Here is a 24,423-nt window from a genome sequence, read left to right as displayed (position 1 = left end):
AAATGACGCAAACTAATGTATAGTTTACTTTAGTAAAGCCTTATTAATTTGTTTAATTAAAGCAGGCCCTTCATAAATAAAGCCGGTATAAACCTGAACCAAGTCGGCACCAGCATCTAATTTCTCTAAAGCATCTTCGGCAGAATGAATCCCTCCTACTCCAATAATTGGGAATGCCTTGTTACTTTTATCAGCTAAGTATTTAATGACTTTGGTTGATTTTGTTTTAATAGGTTGTCCACTTAAACCTCCATTTCCAATTTCGTCTAATCGGGCGTCACTCGTTTTTAAACCTGTTCTATCAATAGTCGTATTGCTTGCAATAACCCCATCGAGATTGGTTTCAGCAATTAATTCTATAATTTCATCCAATTGTATCTCGTTTAAATCGGGTGCGATTTTAAGAAGAATTGGCTTTTGGGTATCAAAAGTAGCATTAGCACTTTGTACACTAGAAATTAACTCTAATAAATAGTCTTTATCGTTTAATTTAGCATGGCTTCCTACGTTTGGACAACTCACATTAAGCACAAAATAATTGACATAAGGGTGTAAAGCATTAAAACATTCCAAATAATCTTTGGTATAATCTTCTGGACGGGTTTGCGTATTTTTCCCAATATTACCACCAATAATAAGTTGGCCTTTATTCTTTTTTAATTGCGTAATTGCCGCCTCAAGCCCTTCGTTATTAAAGCCCATTCTATTGATAATCCCTTTATCATCCTTTAAACGGAATAATCGTTTTTTAGGGTTTCCTTCTTGTGCTTTTGGGGTTACGGTTCCTATTTCAATAAAGCCAAATCCAAAATTAGCAAGATCATTATATAACACCGCATTTTTATCAAAACCAGCCGCTAAGCCTACAGGATTTTTAAAGGTAAGTCCAAATAACTGACGTTCTAATTGTTTATCTTCTACCACAAACAGCGCTTTAAATAAGGCTTTAAATCCTGGTATTTTAGATAAGGTTCTCACCATAGAAAAGGTGAAATAATGTACTTTTTCAGGATCGAAAGAAAATAAAATGGGTCTAATAATAGCTTTATACATAAGAAGAATTTTGCGAGACAAAAATAAACAACTCCTCGCTAAAATAAAGCATTCCATAAGCTAATAATTTTAACAGAAACTGTTATATATCATTATTTTTAGCTAAGAATTTTCTTAACTTTGAAATCCAAACCAAAATCAAATTATCATGAAAAAAATTATCGTTCCTGTTGATTTTTCAAAACATTCGGAATATGCTTTAGAAACCGCTGCTGAATTAGCGAAACAACACGATGCAGAATTAATTGTAATGCATATGCTAGAAATGTCTGAATCTATCTTTTCAGCTTCGTTAACAGAACGTAATGACGAAAATGCTTTTATGCTTTTGGTCGCTAAAAAGGAGTTTGATACATTTTTAGACCAACCATATCTTGAAGGTCTTAAGGTTACTCCTATGATTAAATATTTAAAAGTATTAAATGAAGTTGCTACAGTGGCTAAAGAGGTGAATGCCGATATCATTGTTATGGGCTCTAGAGGTCATAATGATTACGACGGTGTATTTACAGGTTCTAATACTGAAAAAGTAGTTCGTCATAGCGACACGCCAGTATTAATTGTAAAGTCTAAACCAAGCGCTGTTAACTTTAACCATATTGTATTGGCTACAGATTTTTCAGAAGAAAGTATTCCTGCAATAACTAAAGCCTTAAATTTATTAAACGAATTAGGTCAAGAGATTACATTATTAAACATTAATACACCAAACTTAGGCTTTTTAAGTACGGATGAAGTTGATGAAAAAATAGCTTTATTCTTAGAAAAAGCGAAATTAACAGAGAAAGATGTTACTATTGCACGTATTGCAGACCATAGTATAGAAGGTGGAATTTCTAGTTATATTAGACGTTCTAAAGCAGATGCTGTTTCTGTAATTACACACGGAAGAAAAGGCTTAAATCACTTTTTCAGTGGCAGTATTTCTGAAGATATCGTAAACCACGTGAAGCTTCCTGTGGTTACTTTTAAACTTTAATGATTACAATTTAAATAAAATTATGCAGCATATCATAGATCGTTTTATCGGTTATGTTACTATTGATACGGAATCTGATCCTAATTCAGAAACCACTCCAAGTACCACTAAACAATGGGATTTAGCCAACAAATTAGTAGAAGAGTTAAAAGCCATAGGATTAAGTGATGTAACCATAGATGATAACGCCTACATTATGGCCACATTACCTAGTAATGTAGAGCATGATGTTCCTGTTATTGGCTTTATATCGCATTTTGACACCTCTCCAGATTTTACAGGAGCCAACGTAAAACCTCAGATTATTGAGAATTACGATGGTAAAGATATTGTTTTAAATGCTGAGCAAAACATTATCCTATCTCCAGATTATTTTGAAGATTTGTTGCAATACAAAGGACAAACTTTAATTACGACCGACGGAACTACACTTTTAGGTGCTGATGACAAAGCTGGGATTACAGAGATTATAACGGCGATGGAATACCTTATTAATCATCCTGAAATTAAGCACGGAACTCTAAAAGTTGGGTTTACACCTGATGAAGAAATTGGTAGAGGTGCTCATAAATTTGATGTTGAAACATTTGGAGCCGACTGGGCCTACACTATGGATGGAAGTCAGGTTGGTGAACTAGAATATGAAAATTTCAATGCCGCAGGTGCCAGAGTAACCGTTAAAGGTAAAATTGTGCATCCAGGGTATGCGAAAGGTAAAATGATCAATTCAATGTACTATGCTACTGAATTTATTAATGTTTTACCACGATTAGAAACACCAGAACACACGGAAGGTTATGAAGGTTTTTTCCACCTCCATAATATTGAAGGTGATGTTGAAGCAACAACGCTTGAGTATATTATTAGAGACCATGACAAAGATAAATTTGAAGCCCGAAAAGCTTTAATGGAAAAAATTGTCTTGGATCTTAATACCAAATATGAAAGTGAGATTTTTAATATTGAAATTAAAGATCAGTACTATAACATGAAGGAAAAAGTGGCTCCGGTAATGCATATCGTAGATATTGCAGAAGAAGCCATGAAAGCCGTTGGTGTTAAACCGCTTATCAAAGCTATAAGAGGTGGTACAGATGGTTCACAATTATCTTATATGGGATTACCTTGTCCTAACATCTTTGCTGGCGGACATAACTTCCATGGACGTTATGAATATGTTCCTGTTGAAAGTATTCAAAAAGCGGTTGAAGTGATTTGCAAAATTGCTGAATTAACGGCTGAAAAAAAATAAGTGTCCTTAATGCAGAAGACTTTTAAAAGTTAGCAATATAATATTGCTAACTTTTTTTTTGCTTAACTTTAATCTATCCTAAGGGCTTCATTAAAAAGATTAAGACCATGACAACGACACCTGCTCATGATAAACGTATTGCTGAAATGACCTTCGCTTCCGTTTATCCTCATTATATCACTAAAGTGCAAAAAAAAAACCGTACAGTAGCAGAGCTTCATCAGGTGATAACGTGGCTTACCGGTTATACCGAAGCCGATCTTACCCAACTTCTAAAAACTAAAGTTACTTTTGAAACGTTTTTTAAAAACGCTACCCTTCACCCTAACGCTAAATATATTACAGGTGTTATTTGTGGCTATCGAATAGAAGCGATAGAAACCCCATTAACACAACAAGTGCGTTACTTAGATAAACTTGTGGATGAGCTGGCCAAAGGCCGGAAAATGGATAAAATACTTCGTCAACCTAGATAAACCCACTGCTCTACTTTGATTTTATGGCGCAAAAACTAAATTCATGTTAATTATTTTTTTATTTCTAAACGATTGGTTAGTTTTGTCCTGTAGTTAAATAGAAAGGTTATTATCAACCTCAGAAATGGCAAGAAAAAAAGAATACAATAAAGAAGAGGTTTTAGAAAAAGCGATGCAGCTCTTTTGGAGAAATGGTTATGAGACCACCTCTATGCAGATGCTAGAAAAGGAAATGGGCATTAATAAGTTTTCTATATATTCTGCGTTTGGTAATAAACAGGGCTTATTTTTAGAAAGCCTTAACCATTACAAATTGAGAATCAATTCTATTTTTGAACCTTTAATACAAGGAACAAAAGGCATAGAAGACATTAAGCAATTCTTTTATGATTCTGTTCGTTCTAATTTTAATGATGAGCCTTTAAAAGGTTGTTTAGTTACTAATACCTATAATGAATTTTCAGAAAGTGAAGACGTTTTAATCAAAGAACAAATGACTTCATTTATGGAAGATTTAAAAGCCATTTTTATTGAAAAACTACAAATGGATCCTAATAAAGATCAGGAAACCGTTTTAAAACAAGCTAATTATTTATTATTAGCAAAGCACGGTCTAGCGGCCGCAGCAAGGGTTAATACCCCAAAAGAAATTAAAGATTATATAGAAATGACCTTTAAAAACCTCTAAGGTTTTTTTTTACAACAAAACTAAACGATTGTTTAGATATTATAAATTAAAAAGAAAAATTATGACAACTTTAAAAATTCACGATTTAGAAAGTGCACCTAAAGAAGGAAAAGCATTATTAGAAAACTCTCAAAAAGCTTACGGTATGATTCCTGGATTACACGGTGTATTAGCAGGAGCTCCAAAAATATTAGAAGCTTACCAAACTTTACATGAATTGTTTACGCAAACCTCATTTAACGAGGAAGAATTAACTGTCGTATGGCAAACCATTAACGTAGAGCACGCGTGTCATTATTGTGTACCTGCCCATACCGGAATAGCGCATATGATGAAAGTTGATAATGATATCACTGAGGCCTTACGTAACGAAACCCCATTAGAAAGTGCTAAATTAGAAGCTTTACGCACAATGACCTTAACTATTGTTCGTAACCGTGGTAATGTAACACAAGATGATTTAGAGGCATTCTACGCTGCAGGTTATGGCGAAGCACAAGTCTTAGAAATTATCTTAGGATTATCTCAAAAAGTAATTAGTAATTACACCAACCATATTGCAAATACCCCTGTAGACGACGCTTTTAAGAAATTTAGCTGGTCTAAATAAGGGTTAAAATAATCCCTAGTTTACCCCTATTGATTAATAGTTTAAACCTTCCGATCCCTATCGGAAGGTTTATTAATTTTACAACACTGAAACGTAAATTTTAAACCTATCGACAATGACAAAGACTTTAAAAATAGATATTGTATCTGATGTGGTCTGCCCTTGGTGTACTATTGGCTATAAACGTTTAGAGAAAGCCATTTCAGAACTTGGTCTTGAAGACCGTGTAAACATTGAATGGCAACCTTTTGAACTGAATCCTAATATGCCTGCAGACGGTCAAGACCTCACAGAACATATTAATGAGAAATACGGTGCCACTTTAGAGCAACAAAAGGCCTCACAAGCCCAAATGGCAGCGCATGGAGAGGAGCTTGGTTTTACTTTTGACTACTTTGATAATATGCGAATGGTTAATACCTTTGACGCTCATATTTTATTAGACTACGCTAAGACCTTTAAAAAGCAAACTGCTTTAAAAATGCGTCTAACCACCGCTTTTTTTAGTGAACGTCAAGATGTATCTGATCGTGAGGTTTTAAAGCAAGCCTTATTAGATGTAGGTTTAAATGCTGAAGAAGCCTTAGCTAAATTAGATCTAGAATCAGAACAAAAAAAAATTAGAACCGAACAATCTTATTGGAAGAATTTAGGCGTTAATTCTGTCCCGACGTTTGTTTTTGACCGAAAAAGTGCCCTAACGGGAGCCCAACCTACGGACACCTTTAAGCAAGTCTTAAACGAATTACTTTAGAGGCTAAAAATGATCTGCCAAGAACAGCTTTGACTGTTCTGTATAAGGCATAAAAAAAAGACCATTCAAATAATGAATGGTCTTTTTTTATATAAATACCTTTAGCTTATTTAGTCGCTGCCGGTGCATTTAATTTATTACTCATTTCCATAGAAATTGCAGAACGGTCAAACTTAATTTTCCCTGCTAACGTTTCGATAATACAACTATTATCTTTGTCATTTAATTCTACAATCTTTCCGTGCATACCACTTTTGGTTATCACACGATCACCACGTTTTAATTCGCTGGCAAATTTTTTCTCTTGTTTAGAGCGTTTCATTTGTGGTGCAATCATAAAGAAATACATCACTGCAAAAATAGCGATAAACGGTAAAAATGATCCTATTGCGTCCATTTAGTAATTTGTTATAGGTAATAATTAATCGTGGTTATGTCCTTCATGACCTGGCTGCGTAGAGTATTTTCTAGGTGCAGCAGTATTATCAGTCGCTAAAGGATTAACTTTAGTTGTTGTCGTTTTTACTGGAGTTGTAGCAGCATTAGGATCTTTGTTAATGAATGCTGAAATTCTTACAGGAATTTGTCCTTTTTCAGTATTTGTAATCATCGTTAAAGACTTTGTTACTTTACCATTTCCTCTACCGTTAAATTTAACTGTAAATTCTCCAGTTTCTCCTGGCTGAACTTCTTTTGTATAGTTTGTTGGTACAGTACATCCACAAGTACTTTTAATATCACTAACCACTAACATAGAGTTTCCTGTGTTTGTATATTTAAAAACAGTTTCTTGTGGAGTCCCATTTTCAATATTTCCAAAATCGTGCTCTGTCTTGTCTAAAGAAATTACAGCAAAATCACCTGCATTTGCATCTCTTTCAGCAGCAACCGCTACATTTTCGTCTTTTACTTTGCTTGCTGCATCATCTTTACAAGATGTAAACGCTACCATGCATAATGCACTAAGTCCTAAAATTACTTTTTTCATTACTATTAAATATTTATTAAAATTAGATTTCAATTTCGGCAAGCGAAGTTAATAATTATTTCAAGGTATTAAAATTTTTAGCGCTTTGTTAACACTTCGTTTGTAAGGCCTGCCTTAGCTGCGGCGAAATATCAAAGCTCTAAACGTCTTCCCTTTTTTTATCACTCCTATGTAATGAGCTTTAATCTTTACATCTAATGTTCTCAGGTATAAGGCTTAACTACATTAAGCCTCTCCCCGTTTTCATATGAATATTATCGGCTTGGTATTCCTTAACAATTTTATCTAAAATACCATTAATAAAGTAGCTACTTTTTGGCGTCGAGTACTCTTTGGCAATTTCTAAATATTCGTTAATTGTTACTTTATGAGGAATAGATGGGAATTTCTGAAATTCACAAAGTGCCATCTTCAATAAAACACCATCTAAACTGGCTAAACGCTCCGAGTCCCAATTGGTTGTTTTTTTACTGATCTCCTCTGCAAACTTCGAATTGTTTAAGAAGGTTTTCTTAAATAATTCAATAGCAAAATCACGATCTTCTTCATCTTTATACAAGTCAGGCAATAAAGCCGTTTCAGGAGAACTTAATTTAAGTTTACGAAGTACTTTAAGCATGGCTGTATTTACCACTGGTAAATCATCAATCCACGTTAATTTTTTATCTTCAAAGAAATCAAAAAGCTTCTCGTTAGGCGCTATAATTTCAGTAAAAATATCAATTACAAACTGCTTATCTCTTTTAAAGTTCGGTTCCTCTTCTTCGGTATAGGCCTTGTAGATATCGCTCTTTAAAATGGCTTTAAAAAGAAGATCGACATAATCAAACTCTAAATCCCAGAAATTCAGCTTCTGGCTAGAAATCACATCCTTTAACATCGTATTACTACTGATGGCATGAAGGACTTGATTTTCTTGAAATTTAAGATCCGGATTTTTATCCGCCGCTGTGCCTAATAATTTATTCTGCAACTTTTGGTTATGACTCTTACTCTTCTTGTGAAGTTCTGTTAATAAAGCCAACAGTGATAAATACAAATCGTACATACCATCTAAACTCTGTAATAGAAACTTTTGTTCTTTTATTAAATCATCACTTTCTGTCCCCTTAAAAGCATACATAGATTGCATAACTTTAATTCTGATGTGTCTTCTGTTTAGCATGTGTAAGAACTCACTTTATTTATGGTTTATTAAAAAAAGGTGAATCTCTAAAAAGATTCACCTTGCAAAAATACTATTAATTAATTTTTATATCAGAATTTAATCTGGACTATTTTAAGTTTTCTCGCTTCCGCGTTTCAATGCGCTCTCTAGCAATATTTAAAGCCGCATCATTTGTGGTCAGTTTATTCACCTTAGCGTTATCTAAAATTTCTAATGTTGTATTATAGATATTTTCAGTTTTACGCATAATTTCTTGGCGATCGTAATTTTCTAATTCAGCATAAACGTTGATAATACCACCGGCATTAATTAAGAAATCTGGCGCGTAAACGATACCGCGTTCTTGTAAAATTAAACCATGCTTATTTTCTTCGGCTAACTGATTATTAGCAGCACCAGCAATAACTTTAGCTTTAAGTTTATGGATTGTATCATTATTTATGGTAGCCCCTAATGCACAAGGCGCATAGATATCCATCTCCTCGCTGTAAATATCATTACCACCGTAGATGGTTACACCATATTTAGAACGCACCTCTTCTAAACGCTCTTGGCTTATATCTGAAATCGTTACATTAGCACCTTCGTTAACCAAATGCTCTACTAAAGCTTCACCAACGTTACCGATACCTTGAACAAATACATTCTTATCTTCTAAGATATCAGATCCGAATTGAAATTTTGAAGCTGCCTTCATTCCCATAAATACACCATAAGCTGTAATTGGAGAAGGGTTTCCTGCACCACCTTTACTTTCTGAAATACCAGTAACATAAGGGGTCACCTCTCTTACAGTATCCATATCTTCAGTAGCCATCCCTACATCTTCAGCTGTAATATAGCGTCCGCTTAAAGAATGAACAAATTCACCAAAACGTCGCATTAATTCTGGTGTCTTTTGGGTTTTAGCATCGCCGATAATAACCGCTTTACCACCACCTAAGTTTAGGCCGGTAATTGCTGACTTAAAGGTCATTCCACGAGATAAACGCAGCACATCATTTAGCGCTTCCCACTCGTTTTGATAATTCCACATTCTTGTACCACCCAAAGCTGGTCCTAAAACTGTATTATGAATACCAATTATAGCTTTTAAACCAGTATCTTTGTCATTGCAAAAAACAATTTGCTCATGATCGTCAAAAGAATTTTGTCCGAAAACCGGATCTATTTTATGGAGTTCTTTTGAAGTAATTATTTCTGATGTCATGTTACTTTAAATTAAGGGTGTCTACAGATATTCTAAAAGGCATGCAAAAGTAAATTATAAATAAAGGATTAGCAAAACATTAACTATTAAATACGATTCTCGTAATACTTTTGAGGGATTAAAACCTAGTATGAAAGCACTAAAACACCTACACAAATACTTTAATAAATACAGATATCGTTTAATCATTGGTATTATTATTACCATCATAGCCAAGGTGTTTGCCCTGTTTACACCACGTTTAATAGGGAACTCTATAAACATTGTTTCCGAACGATTGGACGGTACTATTTCTGATGAAATTTTTAAGCACGATTTAACAATCAACATCATTTATCTTGTTGGCGCGGCCATTTTAGCTGGAATATTTACCTTTTTAATGCGCCAAACCATTATAAACGTATCCCGATTTATAGAATTTGATTTAAAAAATGAGATTTATAAGCATTACCAAGTCTTATCCCTCAACTTTTATAAAACTAATAGAACAGGTGATTTAATGAACCGCATTAGTGAAGATGTGGGTAAAGTAAGAATGTATGTTGGTCCTGCTATTATGTATACCATTAATACAGTGACCTTATTTGTTATTGCTATTATTTATATGATAGACCGATCACCATCATTAACCTTATACACCTTACTTCCACTCCCTATTCTATCGGTAGTGATTTACAGATTAAGTCGTTTAATTAATAAAAGAAGTACCATTGTACAGCAATCCTTATCTACATTATCAACCTATTCTCAGGAAACTTTCAGTGGCATCTCTGTGATTAAATCTTATGGTATTGAACCTAGAACAAATAAAGAGTTTGAAGACCTTTCTGCAACCAACCGCGAAAAGCAAATTAACTTAACTAAAGTACAAGCCTTATTTTTCCCTATGATGATTTTACTAATAGGTGTAAGTAACCTCATCGTTATCTATGTAGGTGGGATGCAATATATGGCTGGTGAAATTGAAAAAATAGGAACCATTGCAGAATTTATTATTTATGTAAATATGCTTACTTGGCCCGTAGCAACAGTTGGTTGGGTGACATCTTTAGTACAACAAGCCGAAGCGTCACAAGAGCGTATTAATGAATTTTTAAATACCCAGCCCGATATTCAGAATAATACCCCTGAATTAACCCCAATTAAAGGTGATATTACCTTTAAGAATGTTTCATTCACTTATCCCGATACAAATATAGAAGCCTTAAAAGATGTGAGTTTCACATTACAATCCGGGCAAACATTGGCTATTTTAGGTAAAACAGGTTCGGGTAAATCTACCATTTTAGATCTCATTGGTCGTTTGTATGATATTGATCAAGGCCAAGTTTTAATAGATCAAACTCCGATTTCAGAATTAAATTTAAACAGTTTACGAGAAAGTATCGGCTATGTACCACAAGATGCTTTTCTATTTTCAGACAGTATAAAAAACAACATCAAATTCGGGAAAGAAGACGCTACCGATGAAGAGGTTATTGCTGCAGCGACCAACGCTAAAGTTCATAAAAATATTATTGGCTTTACTAAAGGCTATGATACGGTTTTAGGGGAACGTGGCATTACCTTATCTGGAGGTCAAAAACAAAGAGTTTCCATCGCTAGAGCTATTATAAAACAGCCTGAAATATTGTTGTTTGATGACTGTCTCTCTGCTGTAGATACAGAAACCGAAGAGAAAATCTTAAAGAATTTGGTGAAATTAACGAAAGATAAAACCACCATTATTGTAAGTCACCGTATCTCTTCTGCCAAAAACGCAGACCATATTATTATCCTCGATGATGGAAAAGTTATAGAGTCTGGAAACCACGATACGCTTATTAATTCTGACGGGTATTATAAGGAGTTATACAACAAACAAAGCTCTGAAAAAGAAATGTAGTTATTTGTTGTTTAGCTTACTTTTTTTTTAGATTTTTGGATTGAAATTAAAATAGATTGAGTTATGAGTGATTATGAAATGACGGACAAAGAAGAAATATACTCTAAAGTATTACGTGCAGGGAGAAGAACCTATTTCTTTGATGTTAGAGCTACCAAAGCTGGAGATTATTATTTAACGGTTACTGAGAGTAAGAAATTTACGAATGATGATGGATCTTTCTACTACAAAAAGCATAAAATTTACTTATACAAAGAAGACTTTACGGAATTTAAAGAGATCTTAGCTGAAATGACAAACTATATCATTAGCGAAAAAGGTCAAGAAGTGATTAGTGAACGTCACCAAAAAGATTTTAAGCGTGATGATGAATTTGTAACACTTGAAGCTAAAACACCAGAAGATACTAAAAACGCAGAGAGTTTTACAGATATCAGTTTTGACGATATTTAAAACCAATCGTTTTAAAATAACCTAAATAAAGCCCTGATATATTTATCAGGGTTTTATAATTAGATGCATTACATTTTAAGACAGGATACTTCCATTTTTTACCGTTTGTTCGGGTTGTAATAAAAAGACATCTTTAGCTTTAACAGCACCAACCACTAAACATTCGCTCATAAAATTAGCAATTTGCTTCTTTGGGAAGTTCACCACAGCCACAATTTGCCGTCCCAATAAATCTTCTTTTTGATATTGTGTTGTAATTTGTGCTGACGTTTTTTTCACCCCTAAGGATCCAAAGTCAATGACTAACTGATATGCAGGACGGTGCGCTTTAGGAAAGTCATGAACTTTTATAATGGTTCCTATTCGTAAATCAACTTTTGTAAAGTCTTTAAATGTTACTATCTTTTCCATGTCTATAACAAAGGGCAATTTAATTGTCCACTAAAAACAAATATACAGAAATAATGGCTCGCACAGAATCTAACATGTTGCCCCTTGGCACTAAAGCCCCTCAATTTAAACTTACAGATACTGTAGATAACACCAAAAAATCACTTCAAGAATTAAAAGGCACTAAAGGTACTTTGGTAATGTTTATTTGCAACCACTGCCCTTTTGTACTTCATGTAAGTTCAGAGTTATCGCAATTGGCAAAAGATTATATTTCTAAAGGAATTAACTGTATTGCAATTTCAAGTAATGATGTTGCTAATTACCCACAAGACCGACCTGAGTTAATGGCAGAACACGCTATTAATGAAGATTATATTTTCCCTTATTTATACGATCAGACTCAAAATGTGGCCAAAGCTTATGAAGCCGCCTGTACCCCAGATTTTTTCTTGTTTGATTCTGATTTAAGTTTGGTTTACACCGGACAATTAGACGATTCTAGACCCGATAATGGTATTCCTGTAACCGGAAAAGACCTCAGAGCCGCCATGACCGCCTTAGTAAATAATACACCTATAAATCCCGACCAAAAACCAAGCTTAGGTTGTGGTATAAAATGGAAATAATACAGCAAGGGGTTTAGAAACTTTAGCTGAAGCCCTAGCCGCAATAAAACGATAAGCCTTAACTGTTTTTAAAGCCGTCCGTATGAGCTATAAAACCTTTGAAACCGACAGATTAATTATAAGACCGACGACTTTAGAGGACGCTAGTTTTATACTTCAGCTTTTAAATAGTCCTTCTTGGTTAAAATATATTGGCGACAGAAACGTACATACCGTAGCGAATGCCGAAGATTACATCAGCAAAAAAATTACAGCACAACTAAAACGGTTAGGGTTTGCCAATTACACCATTATACGAAAGCGAGATTTAACAAAAATGGGAACCTGCGGATTGTACGATCGAGAAGGTCTAGAGGGAGTTGATATCGGTTTTGCTTTTCTTTCAAATTATACCGGAAAAGGCTATGCCTACGAAGCTGCAAACCGAGTATTGACTGCCGCTTTTAATGATTTTAACCTTCAAGAAGTCTGTGCTATTACGGATAAAGATAATTTCGCTTCACAAAGACTTCTTGAAAAATTAGGTCTACAACCCGCTGGAGAAATTGCATTCCCTGAAAGTGAAGATCCTCTTTTATTATACAACATAAAGCGGTAAAAGCGCCTTTTCCTTATCCTTTTAAAGATTCCCTCCCCCTTAATAAAGGGCCTGTTATTTTTCAATTTTATTGATTATATTAGTCACATATTCAAAGTTATAAGCTAAGAATACAACGAGCAATCAATCTTTAATTAATGAACCCTTTTATGAGAAATGTATTGACCTTCATTTTACTTCTTACTTCTCTTTTCCTACAAGCCCAATATTTCCAAGCGCAATTACAATTAACAGATGGCAGTATCTTACAGGGTTATGCCAAATTACCTTCTAATAAACTTTTTGAAAATAGCGTTAAATTTAAAAGTATAGAGAAAGGAAAAACGGAAAAAATTAAAGATAGTGAATTATCAAAAATCCTTATTACATCTAAGCAAGGCGTTCAATTTTTATTTGAAAGGCTCAACGTGGTCCATTTATTTAAATCTTTGGGTAAAGATTACGAAATGGAAAAGACAAAAAAACATTGGCAATTACGCTACCATACCAATGATGTTCTCAACTGTTATGCCTTAGCGCAACGCTATAAATTAGACAAAAATGGTACAATGCATTCTATAACAGGAGCCAATTCCATGTGGGAGTTTTTATATTTCACTTTACAGCGACATGAAGAAGACAAAACCTATATTGTAAATGCCAAAGGCTTTTCACACAAGCAAGTAAGAAAGGCAATGGCCCTCTTTTTTAAAGACCATCCAGAATTTGTAGAACGTATAGAAAATAAAGATTTTAAGAATGCTAATGTTAGCGATGTGGCAGATGCCTATGCCGCGTTAAAATCCTAATGTTTTACACAATATTTAGAAGCCAAATCTTCTTAAGCCCAAGCAGAATATTATCTTTGTATAGCATCCAAAACAATAGGTTTTATGATTTTTATTGATAACGAAGGGCATACAGATCCTAAATTAAACTTGGCATTAGAAGAACACATTCTTAGACATTTTGATGCCTCCAAGGACTATTTACTGTTTTATATTAACGCCCCTTCCATTATTATAGGTCGTAACCAAAACACCTTAGAAGAAATTAACCAAGAATATGTTGAAGCGAACAATATTCATGTGGTTAGACGGGTTTCTGGTGGCGGTGCGGTGTATCATGACTTAGGCAATTTAAACTTTAGCTTTATTACGAATCACGATGGTAAAAGCATTAGCAACTTTAAAAAATTTACAGCTCCGGTCATTAAGGTTTTAAACGCTATGGGTGTTGCCGCAGAATTAAAAGGCCGTAACGATATCTTAGTAAACGAACAAAAAATTTCGGGAACCGCACAATTCTCTACAGGAAAGCGCATGATTAGTCACGGAACCTTGTTATTTAACACGGATATGAGTGAAGTGGTAAAAGCGCTTCAAGTTAAAATGAGCAAAATACAATCTAAAGGGCACAAATCTGTACGCAGTCGTGTGGCTAATATTAGTGATTTTTTAGAGACACCCTTAAGCATGTCCGATTTTAAATCGGAGTTACTTCAAGGCTTATACGAAGCCAGTGAGCCTTTTGAAACTTATAGGCTAACCGAAGCCGAATGGCAAGCGGTTTATGACTTAAAAGCCGAAAAATATGATCTATGGGACTGGAATTACGGACGCTCCCCGAAGTTTAATATTCAGCGGAATAAACGATTTCCAATCGGCGAAATTGACCTTCGTATTTTTGTTGAAAAAGGTTATATTTCAGATTTTAAAATCTTTGGTGATTTCTTTGGAAGACAACCGGTTTCAGACCTTGAAAACCTCCTCATTGGAGTGCCTTATGACAAACATGAAATAAGCAAAGCCTTAGAATCCGTGGCTATTGAGCATTATTTTGGAACTCTTGAAAAATCAGATTTCTTAACCCTGGTCTATGGAAATGATTAAGACAATCCCCTATAAAACATACCAATACACCATAAAAAAATGGCAAATAGCACCACCTAACACAAACAAATGCCAGATAACATGATTATACGGAATTTTATTAATGGCGTAAAAAATAATGCCTACGGTGTAGAATAATCCACCTGCAAAAAGCCATATTATACCGTCAGACCCCATTTCAATTGAAAGGTTTGAAAAATCAAATACAATAAGCCATCCCATTACCAAATAAAGTAATGTTGAAAATATTTCGAATCGGCCCGTAAAAAACAGTTTTAACATCACACCAAAAGCAGCGATACCCCAAACAGTATAAAACAACACCCAACCTAAACTATCGGGAAGAACAAGCAATAATACGGGCGTATACGTCCCTGCGATAAGCACATAAATACTAATATGATCTACAATTCTAAAATAGTATTTGCGTTGTTCATCTTCAACGGCGTGGTATAAGGTTGAGGCTAAGAATAAAATTATAATAGACAGCCCATAAACGATAACGCTAAACAGGCTCCACGGCGTAAGCTTATCGGCATTAAGAACTAATAAGACTAAGGCTACAACTCCTAATAAAGCCCCAATGCCATGCGTCCAGGCATTGAGTAACTCTTCTCGTTTTGTTTGAATTCTCATCTTTAATAATGCTTATCTGAAGTCGTTGCTTTTGGTGCCGCCCATTTACTTACACAGCTATAAAAATCAATTTCAAAAGCCGGATCTTGGCGCTTTAAACGTTCACTTTGGAATGCCCGTTGTAAAATATCTTCAATTAAATAATCTTCTTCAACATCAATTGGAGCAAACTCTCGTTTTAAAGAAATATCGAATAAACTTGCAGTACTATTAAACCAAAACGCTCGCCAACCATTTCGAAGTTCTTTAATAAGTTCAAAGGTGGTTCTTCCGGTTTGCCGATGTATCAGTTTCACTAAAATTTGCCCTTCCGTTTTGGTGAGTTTTTTTAGTTCTGCAGAAAATTCATCTTGAATATAATTCTGAATAATTTTAGCATATCGCTTTTTATCGCGTTTACTTTCTAACCCTTCCAATCTCGCTTGAAGTGTTTCTAAACGTTCTGCAGCCAATTTGGCATACGGATACACTTTTAAGGTTTTTCGTCTTAGAATAATATAACGAATTCGAGATTTGCGATCAGAAAATTTTAGAGGTGGTAAAACCAAAACCTCATTTAAATCTACGCTTGTTACAGGAATAGAGTCGCCTTCAATAATCATATAATGCACCACTGTAGAGTCTTGCTCAACGGGATCTATTTGGGCATTCAAAATCAATGAAAAAAACAATGCTATATAAGTACAGTACTTCATGAATAAATAGCCTACTAAAATCGTTCCAAAAATGCTTTTTGTTTCATTTCAAAATTACTAATATTTGTGCGCTCTATACTTAAATTCTTCAACTTATTCTCCTATTTTTTTTATTTGATGATCGCTGTGTATTGAAGTTAAAAGGTATAAAAAAACCTTTCAGAATACATACATCTGAAAGGTCTTTAACATCATTTTAATACGGATTACAGTTGCTGACGGTTGTCTACAGAGTTTCTATCTATGAGTTTATTATAAGGATCTACCCCTACCTCCGTTGGTTTTTCATCTACAATAATAGAAATGGTATTATGAATGGCCGTTATTTTGTGTTTCTTTAAATAAAGTTGCTTTTCTTCCATTTTTCCATCAACATTATGGGTCGTGAACACGCCAACATCAATATAGTCTTGTAAGGGCAGAGATAAAATAGGTTTGGTTCTCCCTTCAGGCACATAAGAAATAGAATCTCTACTAGTTTCAGAAAATAATTGCTTTCCTTTTTCGTCGTTTCTATATTTACTTACTTCAAATTCTATATCCACTTTATACTGTCCGTTGTCTAAGGCAGTACTGCTCACATTTTTTATACTATTATCATAAAGCGTTATGGTTTCAAACATATCTTTAATCACATATTGAAGGCTATCTGGAGTCACGGCTTTTATATGGTTTACCATGTCTATAGACGTTGTATAAGGAGGTTCTTGAAATTTCACCTTCTCTACATAGGTTTTTAAGGCGGCATTTAAAACCTTTTCACCTATATAATCGCTTAAGGCATAAAACACTAAAGAGCCTTTTTGATAACGAATATACCCTTGTCCGTCGTTGTACATCAATGGTTTTTCGCGTTTGCTCTCAAAGGTGCGTTGAAAGAGATAATCATCTAAAGCGCGTTTAAGAAATTTACGCATTTGAGGTTTTCCTAACTCCTTCTCTAAAACTTTAAGAGCCACGTATTCCGACAAGCTTTCAGATAACATCGTTGCTCCTAAAACATCAGCACCAATAACTTGATGAGCCCACCACTGGTGTGCCACTTCGTGTACCGTAATGGCGTAGGTATAATTAAGATCGCCATCTTCACTATCTTCAACATCAGCAATAAACCCGGCATCTCCAGAAAACGGAATAGTATTAGGGAAAGACTGGGCAAATCCGCCACTAGGAAATTCAACAATTCTAAGTTGTTTATGCTGATAAGGACTGAAGTTTTCACTGTTATAAGCTAAGGACGCTTTCATCCCATCCATCATACTTTTTAGATTGTACTCGTGCCCTTTGTGATAATAAATTTCAAGATCAACGTCCTTCCACTTGTCTTTTTTAACCTCGTATTCTGCTGAATTATATGCGTAAAAATTCAAGATTTTACTATCCATTTTGTAATGAAAATAGCGCCTCCCCTCTTTTACCCATTCTTTTTGCAGATAGCCCGGAGCAATGGCTATTTGCCCCTCTGAAGTGCTCACTGTGGTTTCAAAATCAATCCAATCACTATCTTTAGAAATATAAGTGTTCCCTAAAGCTGTAGAGTCTGAAGGATGTGGTTTTAATTGGTTTGGAGCTAAGCCATATTTTTCACGAGTTTTATCGTCAGTAAGTTCGCCTCCGTTATAACCTAAATTAGGAAAAAGCTCCATATTACTCACAAAAGTTCCATTCTTTATGACAGGTGAATTGTTAAGGAATAAGGTATTCGGTTTATTTTTAACTGTAAACTCTAAACGTAAAGAATCCCCGGGTTGAAGCGTTTGCTTTAACTGATATATGTTGAAATTATATAAGGTATCTTCAGATACGAGACTATTTTCTTTGTTGAATTTAAAAGTACTGTCATAATCGTTATAATTAAGAAAGATACTATCTATGCCCTGCTCCGTTTTATTAATCATAGTATAACGTCCTGAAGCTTCAAAATTTTGTGCTTCGGTAAAAAGATCTAAATCCACATCTACGGCAATAATGCGAGGTTGGGCATAGGCCTCATATTTTTTATATTTCTTTTCCCAATTCACTCTTAATTCTTCTTGTTCTTTAGAAGAATAGCGATCGTTCTGAATATTAGTTTCATGATAAATGGTATATCCTAGAAGAAAAAATCCAGCTAAAACGGCTACAAAAGTGATGGCAAATGGTGTTTTAAACCGAGCTTTAGCGATCTCAAAGCGTTCTGAAAAGGAACTCGGAAGACCACGAACCCAAAATAAGGCCGCGATAAGCATAAGTACTAAACCTCCAAGGGACCAATACAATTTATAAAACAAATAACGCGGTAAGGAATCTCCATAGCCATTCATGTCATTATAGCTAAACCCAGAATCATCATTATATCTAAATAAGGGTTGCTCAATACCCGCCAAACTCAACAGTGGAATTCCGATAGAAAGCACCAATAAAACAAATAATCCTAAGTACGGATTTCTAATTAAGGTTTGTACCGTAAGCGCTAAAAAGGCCCAAATGACATAATTAATGAGTTTTAACCCAAACAGTTCTTTGATATACAGCCCTAATTCTATATCGAAATAGCCTTGATAGAGTTGAAATAAAATCCCCGCGACCATAATTACTGAAAGCAGCAAAACCTGCATGAGTACAAGAGCTATAAACTTAGAGGCAAACAAGGACCAATTGGGTATTGGTGTGACGTCTTCTAATCCGTTAATATTAGCAATCTTACTCCGGTTGACTAACATTCCGGCATAGAGAAACGTACAGATATTTATGGCTATGACAAATATACCTCCGCCTTGTAGCATAAGCCATGTTCTTGGATAAGAAGAGGCGCCGACTTGACTTCCGGCTTCAGATAAGGCCACCAAAACAATAATAAGACCGACCAGCACAATGCTGATAAACGCCCAACTTTTTACAATATATTTAAATTCAACTTGAGTTATTTTCCAAGTCGCCTTCAAGTTTTGAATAAAAGAATAATCATAGGTTACCTTTGGTAAATCGATTTTAACAATACCGCCAAAATTTCGCTTTGTAGCACGCTCACCTTTCTTCTTTCTAAAAAATGAAAATGACATTGCATTTTGGCTGAATGAAAACAGTTTAAAAACAATTCCAAAAATTAAACTCGCAATACCTAACCAAAGCAAACGATTATAAATAATCACTTCTTTAATAGGAATATGGAGTTCATTTTGCTCATAAACCGTCCAATAACGGGTATAATAACTAACCGCCGATGACCCAAAAGGATCAAATAGAGACGCTAAATAACGGTAGTCTTGATCGTAAAGGAAATTGTCCGTGATACGTTGCACAAACAACAATAGAATAACGGTAATAAAACCCGCTGCAATATTCCTAGAGAAGGTCACAACCGCAAAAACAATAGCACCAAACAAGAGGATATTAGGTAAAATAAATAGCCAATAGGTATTGAGATACGACTGAAAATCAAAAGGCATTACTAAATCGGCATTTGTGCCAGGCAGTCGGTACCCGATAACCATACCAACCCCAATAGTCATTACAATTAAAGAAACCACCACAATAGCACTAAAAAATTTAGCAAATAAATAATTGGCCTTGGTAAAAGGATAGGAATATAAAATGGAATGCATTTCGCTTTTAAAATCTCTATTTATAGAAGCTCCAATAATTGAAGGAAATAAAAAGAAAATTAAAATGGCCAATCCGTTAAACAAACCATTAACCCCAAGCGGTGCATTTACAATTCGCGAAGAACCAGTTGTTGCGGTGATGCTATCAAAAATACCCGCTGTAGTTGCGGCCATAAACACGGCAATCACGAAAAAAATAGCCATATAAATATAAGTTACAGGCCTTTTTAACCAGAATTTTAATTCATGAAAAAATATTGTAGAAAACATAGACGTACGTTTAAATGATTAAAATTAAAGGGCTGCAACAGGTTCGTCTGTCTTTAAGGCAATAAAATAAACATCGTCTAGCTGAGGCTCCACAGCTATAAACTCGGCACTGGGCTGCACTGCATTAAACACACGGATATTGAGAGAGTTATCTTCGTTATAATTAGAAGACAACACATTAAATTGGGCTTCATGAGCTTCTAAATCATCTCTATCAATAGTTTTAGTCCAAATACGATTTTTTAATTCTAAACGGGCTTGGGTTGGAGTAGCTTGTTTTAAAATACGTCCTCCATTTAATATGGCCATATCATTACAAAGTTCTTTAACGTCTTCTACAATATGGGTAGAGAAAATAACGGTGCAGTTGGTCCCCACTTCTCTTAAAACATTTAAAAAACGATGGCGTTCTGCCGGATCTAAGCCTGCGGTAGGCTCATCTACAATAATTAATTTCGGGTTATTTAATAACAATTGAGCAATTCCAAAACGTTGTTTCATCCCTCCTGAATAGCCAGCCACGTATTTTTTACGCATCTCATAGAGATTGGTAATTTCTAAAACCTCTTTAATTAAGGCTTGACGTTCCGTTTTAGAATGAATGCCTTTCAAGGTGGCAAAATAATCTAATAACGCTTCGGCCGACATTTTTGGGTACACGCCAAAAGATTGCGGTAAATACCCTAAGATCTTACGCAAAGCCATATTATCTTCTAAAACATTAATATCACCAAAAGTAATAGTACCAGAATCGGGTTTCTGCAGTGTGGCAATGGTACGCATTAAGGACGATTTCCCTGCTCCATTAGGCCCTAAGAGCCCAAACATTCCGGTTCCGATTTCAAGATTAAGATGATCTATAGCTTTTACGCCATTTTTATAAGTTTTAGTAAGGTCTTTAATTACCAGCTTCATAATTGGGTTCGTTTTGGATGATTGTAATATAAGTCTAAAAATAGCTGAATTTGTTACAAAAATTTCTTAAAGCGTTTTATAGCTGAATAAATCCTTTTATTTTTACAGAAATTCAAAAATTTACATATGGCTTCTAAAAGCATACTTAATAAAAAATCACTCGATTTTCTTGAAAAATATTTAAATAATGCCTCTCCTACAGGTTATGAATGGGAGGGTCAAAAAATCTGGATGGATTACCTAAAACCTTACGTTGATGAGTTTATCACTGACACTTATGGTTCTGCGGTAGCTGTTATAAACCCTGAAGCCAAATATAAAGTGGTGATTGAGGGACATGCCGATGAGATTTCATGGTATGTGAATTATATTTCTGATAATGGCTTACTCTACGTGGTAAGAAACGGTGGCAGTGATCACCAAATTGCACCGAGTAAAATTGTAAACATTCATACCAAAAATGGTATTGTTAAAGGTGTTTTCGGTTGGCCAGCTATTCACACTAGAAATAAATCTAAAGAAGAAGCTCCAAAACCAGACAATATTTGTATTGATATAGGAGCAAAAGACAAGGAAGAAGTTGAAAAAATGGGCGTTCATGTAGGTTGTGTTATCACTTACCCTGATGAATTTCATATCTTAAACAAAGATAAGTTTGTTTGTAGAGCTTTAGATAACCGTATGGGCGGATTTATGATTGCTGAAGTTGCGCGTTTACTTAAAGAGAACAAACAAGAGTTAGATTTTGGACTTTACATTACAAACTCTGTACAAGAAGAAATTGGTTTACGTGGTGCAGAAATGATCACGCAGACCATTAAACCGAATGTTGCTATTGTAACGGACGTGACCCACGATACCACTACACCAATGATAGATCAGAAAACACAAGGTTACGCTGAGATTGGTAAAGGACCGGTTGTCGCTTATGCCCCAGCCGTACAACAGAAATTACGAGATTTAATTACAGAAACTGCCGAAGAGAAAAATATTCCTTTTCAACGTGCCGCACTCTCTAGAGCTACGGGAACGGATACCGATGCCTTTGCCTATAGCAATGGTGGTGTAGCTTCTGCATTAATTTCTTTACCACTACGTTATATGCATACCACTGTAGAAATGGTACATCGAGATGACGTAGAGAACGTGATTAAATTAATTTATGAATCGTTATTGAAAATTGAGAACGGGGAAACCTTTAGCTATTTTAAATAATAAATGAAAAGACCTGTTAGAGGTTTCAAATCTAACAGGTCTATTTTTTTACCATGGATGAATTCTTAGATATCGTTGACAAACAAGGTGTTTCTTTAGGGTATAGAGCTTTAAAATCTGAAGCGCATACTAAAGGGCTTTACCATAACACCATTCATCTATGGCTTTACACGCCAGAAGGCAAAATCTTACTACAACAACGCTCGCATAAAAAGGCCATATATCCTTTACTTTGGGATGTCTCAGTTGCCGGACATATAGATGCTGGGGAATCTTTTATACAAGCAGCACTGCGCGAAACAAAAGAAGAAATAGGTTTAGAATTAACAGCCAATGCCCTTGAAAAAGTAGGCACTTTTCTCCATGAAAGCCGTTACGCCGAAGGTCGTATTCAAGATAATGAATTTCATCAGGTATTCAAAGCCCAATTAAAAGTACCTATAGCCCATTTAGTTATACAAGAATCTGAAGTGGAAGCTATAAAGTTAGTTTCAATAGCAGAATTTAAAATGCTTTTAGACCACAGTGCAGAGAACGGACACTTTATTCCGGGTAACCGCGATTATTACTTAACGGTTATAGAAGCGATATCTACCACATTAGAATTACCTGAAGAATAGGTAAAAAGAATACAGATTAAAAACAAAACTGAGCGGATTATTTCTGAAGTGAGAATTAAAACAGGGTTAAAAAAATAAAAACCCCAACCCGTTAAGGTTGAGGTTATATCTAGTCAGTTCTTCTCAGTCAATAAGTCCCCCTTCGACTAATAGCTATACCCCTATATCTAATATATGACCTCGAATTATGACTATATCAAAATGTAAAAACGATGTTCATAAGAATATCTTTATTACGATTTGGTTGACACAAAAATACAAACGAAATGGACAAAATGTGTCCTTTTCAAATTTATTATGAGTAAAATACTTACTTTTTTTTCGGCTTGTCAGATAACATGCTCAGAACGTTAAGCTTATACCTGTAGGCACTTTCTTTCATTTTTAAAGAAAATTCAATCGCTAAAATTCCTCCCTTTCTTATAAAAAGTTAGATTTCATCCTATTAGTACTAAAATACAACACTATATTTTAATATCCTAGGGATTTTTCAATATAACATAACTTAATAATAATCAACCATCAAAGCCAAATGATGCTTTACATATTCTTTAATTGGCTGAGGACTTACAACTTTAACCCACAGATTATATTTTAAGATTTCCATTAAAAACTCATAATTAGGTTCAATATAGATTTTTATTTCTCCCCAAATATTAGGATTTTTATAATCTAAGCTTCTAGTATCCATCGCTTTAGGTCTATAAATAATTTCTTGAGAATGGTGTAAGGGATTATTTTCTAAATATTTAAAATGATGATTAGCCACCTGAATATAAATCCATTCTGGTTTTATATTGGTCTTTAAGACCCCAATGGCATGTTCAAAATAGGTTGAAGGATTAAAATCTATAGGATTTTTCACATGGCGTTTGCTTATCACTAAGGTTTTAAAACGGTCATCTAAACTAAACGCATAAATTCCATACTGCTCGTTATGCGCCATTAAATACCACGATTTATTAATTTCTTTAATATGTAGAGGTTGAAAAAAACCTTTAATCGTCTGAAAGTCGTTATCTTCATACCATCCCTGATACTCTAATTCTATACTAAAGTTCTGATCTATGGCATGGATTAAAGGAACTAAGTCTACCCGAGAGCTTAAGGAACTCCGTGCCGTACTTAGATGTGCTTTCCAAGCATGAGCATGGTGGTGCAGCAAGTAAAGTTCTGTCTTTTCGTAAACCTCTTTGAGCTTTTCACTAATTCCAGAACTGTCTACATAATAACCATAATTACGTTTGTGTAAAATTGTCGTATAGTAATACGATTTAATTTTTTCTAAATCGCGTTTTATCGTTTTCTGACTGTGAAGGTTTAATTTGTCGTACAAATCGTCTTCATTATGATTAGCGCGAATTCGATCTAATGTTCGCTGTAACTCTTCTAAAGGCACATAGCCATTATTATGAATACCGTAAACACTAGGATTAGATATGATACGTACAATATAGTAGCGGCGTAAAAACTCTGGGGTCATT

Annotated in this window: 25 protein-coding genes; 14 read left to right on the top strand and 11 right to left on the bottom strand. The window is 34.7% G+C overall.

Going from position 1 to position 24,423, the window contains the following annotated elements:
• Positions 1 to 24: 24 nt before the first annotated feature.
• Positions 25 to 1,053 carry a quinone-dependent dihydroorotate dehydrogenase gene (locus tag DFQ08_RS08255; RefSeq protein ID WP_114309523.1) on the bottom strand — a complete coding sequence of 343 codons (1,029 nt, stop codon included), beginning with the start codon at positions 1,051 to 1,053 and terminating at the stop codon, positions 25 to 27.
• Positions 1,054 to 1,201: 148 nt separating this feature from the next.
• On the opposite strand from DFQ08_RS08255, the gene DFQ08_RS08250 reads away from it, so the two are divergent.
• The 6 genes from DFQ08_RS08250 to DFQ08_RS08225 all read left to right on the top strand — a co-directional run bounded on the left by DFQ08_RS08250 (position 1,202) and on the right by DFQ08_RS08225 (position 5,812).
• The gene (locus DFQ08_RS08250) at positions 1,202 to 2,032 is read left to right on the top strand and encodes a universal stress protein (protein ID WP_114309522.1); all 831 of its coding nucleotides are present in this window, start codon (positions 1,202 to 1,204) and stop codon (positions 2,030 to 2,032) included.
• A 22-nt stretch (positions 2,033 to 2,054) separates the two neighbouring features.
• Positions 2,055 to 3,284: a peptidase T gene (gene pepT / locus DFQ08_RS08245; RefSeq protein ID WP_114309521.1), complete on the top strand. Its 1,230-nt coding sequence runs from the start codon at positions 2,055 to 2,057 to the stop codon at positions 3,282 to 3,284.
• Positions 3,285 to 3,391: 107 nt separating this feature from the next.
• Positions 3,392 to 3,760, top strand: a complete 369-nt coding sequence (locus tag DFQ08_RS08240) for a DUF2200 domain-containing protein (RefSeq protein ID WP_114309520.1) — start codon at positions 3,392 to 3,394, stop codon at positions 3,758 to 3,760.
• 124 nt (positions 3,761 to 3,884) lie between these two features.
• Positions 3,885 to 4,448: a TetR/AcrR family transcriptional regulator gene (locus tag DFQ08_RS08235; RefSeq protein ID WP_114309519.1), complete on the top strand. Its 564-nt coding sequence runs from the start codon at positions 3,885 to 3,887 to the stop codon at positions 4,446 to 4,448.
• A gap of 61 nt (positions 4,449 to 4,509) precedes the next feature.
• The gene (locus tag DFQ08_RS08230; protein WP_114309518.1) at positions 4,510 to 5,058 is read left to right on the top strand and encodes a carboxymuconolactone decarboxylase family protein; all 549 of its coding nucleotides are present in this window, start codon (positions 4,510 to 4,512) and stop codon (positions 5,056 to 5,058) included.
• A gap of 115 nt (positions 5,059 to 5,173) precedes the next feature.
• Positions 5,174 to 5,812 carry a DsbA family oxidoreductase gene (locus DFQ08_RS08225; RefSeq protein WP_114309517.1) on the top strand — a complete coding sequence of 213 codons (639 nt, stop codon included), beginning with the start codon at positions 5,174 to 5,176 and terminating at the stop codon, positions 5,810 to 5,812.
• 106 nt (positions 5,813 to 5,918) lie between these two features.
• Here DFQ08_RS08225 and yajC read toward each other — a convergent pair whose 3' ends face one another.
• The 4 genes from yajC to DFQ08_RS08205 all read right to left on the bottom strand — a co-directional run bounded on the left by yajC (position 5,919) and on the right by DFQ08_RS08205 (position 9,178).
• Positions 5,919 to 6,209: a preprotein translocase subunit YajC gene (gene yajC / locus DFQ08_RS08220; RefSeq protein WP_114309516.1), complete on the bottom strand. Its 291-nt coding sequence runs from the start codon at positions 6,207 to 6,209 to the stop codon at positions 5,919 to 5,921.
• Between the two features lie 24 nt (positions 6,210 to 6,233).
• Positions 6,234 to 6,800 carry a DUF1573 domain-containing protein gene (locus DFQ08_RS08215; RefSeq protein WP_114309515.1) on the bottom strand — a complete coding sequence of 189 codons (567 nt, stop codon included), beginning with the start codon at positions 6,798 to 6,800 and terminating at the stop codon, positions 6,234 to 6,236.
• Positions 6,801 to 7,020: 220 nt separating this feature from the next.
• A complete protein-coding gene (nusB, locus tag DFQ08_RS08210) occupies positions 7,021 to 7,932 on the bottom strand; it encodes a transcription antitermination factor NusB (RefSeq protein WP_114309702.1) in 912 nt (303 codons plus the stop codon).
• A 142-nt stretch (positions 7,933 to 8,074) separates the two neighbouring features.
• A complete protein-coding gene (locus DFQ08_RS08205) occupies positions 8,075 to 9,178 on the bottom strand; it encodes a Glu/Leu/Phe/Val family dehydrogenase (protein ID WP_114309514.1) in 1,104 nt (367 codons plus the stop codon).
• Between the two features lie 130 nt (positions 9,179 to 9,308).
• On the opposite strand from DFQ08_RS08205, the gene DFQ08_RS08200 reads away from it, so the two are divergent.
• Together DFQ08_RS08200 and DFQ08_RS08195 are read left to right on the top strand one after the other, a co-directional pair.
• Entirely contained in the window at positions 9,309 to 11,063 is a 1,755-nt protein-coding gene (locus DFQ08_RS08200) for an ABC transporter ATP-binding protein (protein ID WP_114309513.1), read from the top strand.
• A gap of 63 nt (positions 11,064 to 11,126) precedes the next feature.
• A complete protein-coding gene (locus DFQ08_RS08195) occupies positions 11,127 to 11,516 on the top strand; it encodes a PUR family DNA/RNA-binding protein (protein ID WP_114309512.1) in 390 nt (129 codons plus the stop codon).
• Positions 11,517 to 11,591: 75 nt separating this feature from the next.
• Here DFQ08_RS08195 and DFQ08_RS08190 read toward each other — a convergent pair whose 3' ends face one another.
• Positions 11,592 to 11,927: a tRNA-binding protein gene (locus DFQ08_RS08190; protein WP_114309511.1), complete on the bottom strand. Its 336-nt coding sequence runs from the start codon at positions 11,925 to 11,927 to the stop codon at positions 11,592 to 11,594.
• Positions 11,928 to 11,980: 53 nt separating this feature from the next.
• On the opposite strand from DFQ08_RS08190, the gene DFQ08_RS08185 reads away from it, so the two are divergent.
• From DFQ08_RS08185 to DFQ08_RS08170, 4 genes are all read left to right on the top strand, one after another.
• Positions 11,981 to 12,535: a thioredoxin family protein gene (locus tag DFQ08_RS08185; protein ID WP_114309510.1), complete on the top strand. Its 555-nt coding sequence runs from the start codon at positions 11,981 to 11,983 to the stop codon at positions 12,533 to 12,535.
• A gap of 82 nt (positions 12,536 to 12,617) precedes the next feature.
• The gene (locus tag DFQ08_RS08180) at positions 12,618 to 13,133 is read left to right on the top strand and encodes a GNAT family N-acetyltransferase (protein ID WP_114309509.1); all 516 of its coding nucleotides are present in this window, start codon (positions 12,618 to 12,620) and stop codon (positions 13,131 to 13,133) included.
• Positions 13,134 to 13,282: 149 nt separating this feature from the next.
• The gene (locus DFQ08_RS08175; protein ID WP_147269458.1) at positions 13,283 to 13,921 is read left to right on the top strand and encodes a hypothetical protein; all 639 of its coding nucleotides are present in this window, start codon (positions 13,283 to 13,285) and stop codon (positions 13,919 to 13,921) included.
• Between the two features lie 84 nt (positions 13,922 to 14,005).
• Positions 14,006 to 15,004 (top strand): lipoate--protein ligase, encoded by a 999-nt coding sequence (locus DFQ08_RS08170; protein ID WP_114309507.1) that lies wholly within the window; start codon positions 14,006 to 14,008, stop codon positions 15,002 to 15,004.
• Between the two features lie 9 nt (positions 15,005 to 15,013).
• Here DFQ08_RS08170 and trhA read toward each other — a convergent pair whose 3' ends face one another.
• From trhA to DFQ08_RS08150, 4 genes are all read right to left on the bottom strand, one after another.
• The gene (gene trhA / locus DFQ08_RS08165; RefSeq protein WP_114309506.1) at positions 15,014 to 15,640 is read right to left on the bottom strand and encodes a PAQR family membrane homeostasis protein TrhA; all 627 of its coding nucleotides are present in this window, start codon (positions 15,638 to 15,640) and stop codon (positions 15,014 to 15,016) included.
• Between the two features lie 2 nt (positions 15,641 to 15,642).
• Positions 15,643 to 16,335 (bottom strand): DUF4294 domain-containing protein, encoded by a 693-nt coding sequence (locus tag DFQ08_RS08160; RefSeq protein WP_114309505.1) that lies wholly within the window; start codon positions 16,333 to 16,335, stop codon positions 15,643 to 15,645.
• Positions 16,336 to 16,541: 206 nt separating this feature from the next.
• Positions 16,542 to 20,123: an ABC transporter permease/M1 family aminopeptidase gene (locus DFQ08_RS08155; protein WP_317048383.1), complete on the bottom strand. Its 3,582-nt coding sequence runs from the start codon at positions 20,121 to 20,123 to the stop codon at positions 16,542 to 16,544.
• Positions 20,124 to 20,213: 90 nt separating this feature from the next.
• Positions 20,214 to 21,104: an ABC transporter ATP-binding protein gene (locus tag DFQ08_RS08150; RefSeq protein WP_114309503.1), complete on the bottom strand. Its 891-nt coding sequence runs from the start codon at positions 21,102 to 21,104 to the stop codon at positions 20,214 to 20,216.
• A 126-nt stretch (positions 21,105 to 21,230) separates the two neighbouring features.
• Between DFQ08_RS08150 and DFQ08_RS08145 the strand changes: the two genes are divergently transcribed.
• Both DFQ08_RS08145 and DFQ08_RS08140 read left to right on the top strand, forming a co-directional pair.
• On the top strand, positions 21,231 to 22,319 hold the full coding sequence (locus DFQ08_RS08145) for a M42 family metallopeptidase (RefSeq protein ID WP_114309502.1): 1,089 nt from the start codon (positions 21,231 to 21,233) through the stop codon (positions 22,317 to 22,319).
• Positions 22,320 to 22,372: 53 nt separating this feature from the next.
• Positions 22,373 to 22,939 (top strand): NUDIX hydrolase, encoded by a 567-nt coding sequence (locus DFQ08_RS08140; RefSeq protein ID WP_114309501.1) that lies wholly within the window; start codon positions 22,373 to 22,375, stop codon positions 22,937 to 22,939.
• Between the two features lie 505 nt (positions 22,940 to 23,444).
• Here the strand turns inward: DFQ08_RS08140 and DFQ08_RS08135 are convergent.
• Positions 23,445 to 24,422, bottom strand: coding sequence for a helix-turn-helix transcriptional regulator (locus DFQ08_RS08135; RefSeq protein ID WP_114309500.1), 978 nt, complete (start codon positions 24,420 to 24,422; stop codon positions 23,445 to 23,447).
• Between the last annotated feature and the right edge of the window lies 1 nt (position 24,423).

Source organism: Winogradskyella arenosi, from assembly GCF_003337305.1.
Classification (GTDB): domain Bacteria; phylum Bacteroidota; class Bacteroidia; order Flavobacteriales; family Flavobacteriaceae; genus Winogradskyella; species Winogradskyella arenosi.
Note: the sequence above shows the minus strand (reverse complement) of the source record. Positions and strands in the feature narration are given on the sequence as shown.

Bases quoted from the DNA above. Each gene is read 5' to 3' on its own strand.
- DFQ08_RS08140 (WP_114309501.1), top strand. From the start codon at position 22,373: ATGGATGAATTCTTAGATATCGTTGACAAACAAGGTGTTTCTTTAGGG.
- DFQ08_RS08135 (WP_114309500.1), bottom strand. From the start codon at position 24,422: ATGACCCCAGAGTTTTTACGCCGCTACTATATTGTACGTATCATATCT.
- DFQ08_RS08225 (WP_114309517.1), top strand. From the start codon at position 5,174: ATGACAAAGACTTTAAAAATAGATATTGTATCTGATGTGGTCTGCCCT.
- DFQ08_RS08160 (WP_114309505.1), bottom strand. From the start codon at position 16,335: ATGAAGTACTGTACTTATATAGCATTGTTTTTTTCATTGATTTTGAAT.
- yajC (WP_114309516.1), bottom strand. From the start codon at position 6,209: ATGGACGCAATAGGATCATTTTTACCGTTTATCGCTATTTTTGCAGTG.
- DFQ08_RS08175 (WP_147269458.1), top strand. From the start codon at position 13,283: ATGAGAAATGTATTGACCTTCATTTTACTTCTTACTTCTCTTTTCCTA.
- DFQ08_RS08145 (WP_114309502.1), top strand. From the start codon at position 21,231: ATGGCTTCTAAAAGCATACTTAATAAAAAATCACTCGATTTTCTTGAA.
- DFQ08_RS08240 (WP_114309520.1), top strand. From the start codon at position 3,392: ATGACAACGACACCTGCTCATGATAAACGTATTGCTGAAATGACCTTC.
- DFQ08_RS08235 (WP_114309519.1), top strand. From the start codon at position 3,885: ATGGCAAGAAAAAAAGAATACAATAAAGAAGAGGTTTTAGAAAAAGCG.
- DFQ08_RS08230 (WP_114309518.1), top strand. From the start codon at position 4,510: ATGACAACTTTAAAAATTCACGATTTAGAAAGTGCACCTAAAGAAGGA.
- DFQ08_RS08205 (WP_114309514.1), bottom strand. From the start codon at position 9,178: ATGACATCAGAAATAATTACTTCAAAAGAACTCCATAAAATAGATCCG.
- DFQ08_RS08185 (WP_114309510.1), top strand. From the start codon at position 11,981: ATGGCTCGCACAGAATCTAACATGTTGCCCCTTGGCACTAAAGCCCCT.
- DFQ08_RS08255 (WP_114309523.1), bottom strand. From the start codon at position 1,053: ATGTATAAAGCTATTATTAGACCCATTTTATTTTCTTTCGATCCTGAA.
- DFQ08_RS08150 (WP_114309503.1), bottom strand. From the start codon at position 21,104: ATGAAGCTGGTAATTAAAGACCTTACTAAAACTTATAAAAATGGCGTA.
- DFQ08_RS08190 (WP_114309511.1), bottom strand. From the start codon at position 11,927: ATGGAAAAGATAGTAACATTTAAAGACTTTACAAAAGTTGATTTACGA.
- DFQ08_RS08215 (WP_114309515.1), bottom strand. From the start codon at position 6,800: ATGAAAAAAGTAATTTTAGGACTTAGTGCATTATGCATGGTAGCGTTT.
- trhA (WP_114309506.1), bottom strand. From the start codon at position 15,640: ATGAGAATTCAAACAAAACGAGAAGAGTTACTCAATGCCTGGACGCAT.
- DFQ08_RS08180 (WP_114309509.1), top strand. From the start codon at position 12,618: ATGAGCTATAAAACCTTTGAAACCGACAGATTAATTATAAGACCGACG.
- nusB (WP_114309702.1), bottom strand. From the start codon at position 7,932: ATGCAATCTATGTATGCTTTTAAGGGGACAGAAAGTGATGATTTAATA.
- pepT (WP_114309521.1), top strand. From the start codon at position 2,055: ATGCAGCATATCATAGATCGTTTTATCGGTTATGTTACTATTGATACG.
- DFQ08_RS08250 (WP_114309522.1), top strand. From the start codon at position 1,202: ATGAAAAAAATTATCGTTCCTGTTGATTTTTCAAAACATTCGGAATAT.
- DFQ08_RS08170 (WP_114309507.1), top strand. From the start codon at position 14,006: ATGATTTTTATTGATAACGAAGGGCATACAGATCCTAAATTAAACTTG.
- DFQ08_RS08200 (WP_114309513.1), top strand. From the start codon at position 9,309: ATGAAAGCACTAAAACACCTACACAAATACTTTAATAAATACAGATAT.
- DFQ08_RS08195 (WP_114309512.1), top strand. From the start codon at position 11,127: ATGAGTGATTATGAAATGACGGACAAAGAAGAAATATACTCTAAAGTA.
- DFQ08_RS08155 (WP_317048383.1), bottom strand. From the start codon at position 20,123: ATGGCTATTTTTTTCGTGATTGCCGTGTTTATGGCCGCAACTACAGCG.